We start from the raw sequence: 1,302 nt of genomic DNA on the forward strand, positions 1-1,302 counted from the left end.
GAGGTTGGTGGTGTCGACGGTGTCGGTCACGGTGGTGCTGACCGGCGTTTTGTCCGCCACCAGGTTCTCGTAGTTGCCGCCGCTGACGTTGGTGATCGAGTTGGTCAGCGGAGCGTGGCCGGTCAACGCGTCGTTCGGCGCGGCGGTGGTCACGGTACCGGTGGTTTTGCCGACGTCGATGGTGATCGTCTGGCCGTTGGCCAGGGACACGGTGACCGGGCTACCAGTCACTGGCGCACCGACGGTCGCGGTGTAAGTGACGGTGCCGCCTTCGGCTGCCGAAGCGGTGGCATTCAGGGTCACGGTCGTGGTGTCGATCGTGTCGGTGACGGTGGTCACTGCCGGGGCAGTGCTCGGCACCAGGTTCTCGAAATTGCCACCGGTGGCGGTGGAGATGGTCGCCTGGACCGTACCCGCATCCTTGTAAACGTCATCGGATGGAGCCGGGACGGTGACGGTGCCGGTGGTTTTACCGGCGTCGATGGTGATCACGGCGCCRTTGCTCAGGGTYACGGTGACCGGWGTGCCGGCGGCGTTGGTCAGGGTCGCGGTGTAAGTGATCTGACCGCCTTCGGCGACCGAGTTGGATGCGCTCAGGCTGAGRKTSGTGGTGTCCGGKGTGTCGGTCACCGAGGTATCCGCCGACTTGCCGTCGACTTCCAGCTTCTCGTAGTTGCCGCCCTTGGCRTCGTCGATCTTGACGCTCAGGGAGTTGCCGCCGGCCAAGGCATCGTTGGGTGCAACGAAGTTGACAGAACCGCTGCTCGCGCCGACCGGAATGGTGATTGTCTGGCCATTGGACAGGGTCACGACCACTGGCGAACCGGTGACCGGTGCCGATACGGACGCTGTGTAMACCACGGTSCCRCCTTCGGCSACGTTCGYGGTCGCAGTCAGCGAAACGGTGCTGGTGTCGATCGTGTCGGTGACGGTGGTCACTGCCGGGGCAGTGCTCGGCACCAGGTTTTCGAAACTGCCACCGGTGGCGGTGGAAATGGTGGCCTGGACCGTACCGGCATCTTTGTAAACGTCATCGGATGGAGCCGGGACGGTCACGGTGCCGGTGGTTTTACCGGTATCGATGGTGATCACGGCGCCGTTGCTCAGGGTYACGGTGACCGGWGTGCCGGYGGCGTTGGTCAGGGTCGCGGTGTAAGTGATCTGRCCRCCTTCGGCKACCGAGTTGGATGCGCTCAGGCTGAGGTTGGTGGTGTCGACGGTGTCGGTCACGGTGGTGCTGACCGGCGTTTTGTCCGCCACCAGATTTTCGTAATTGCCGCCGCTGACGTTGGTGATCGAGTT

Annotated in this window: 1 protein-coding gene; it reads right to left on the reverse strand. The window is 63.9% G+C overall.

Features of this window, described 5'->3' with window-relative positions; all coding sequences use genetic code 11:
• Nucleotides 1-1,302 (reverse strand): immunoglobulin-like domain-containing protein (locus tag AC1DIS_RS29990; RefSeq protein ID WP_477781301.1); only part of this gene is annotated, 1,302 nt, incomplete at both ends.

This window comes from Pseudomonas sp. 05N433, from assembly GCF_056396925.1.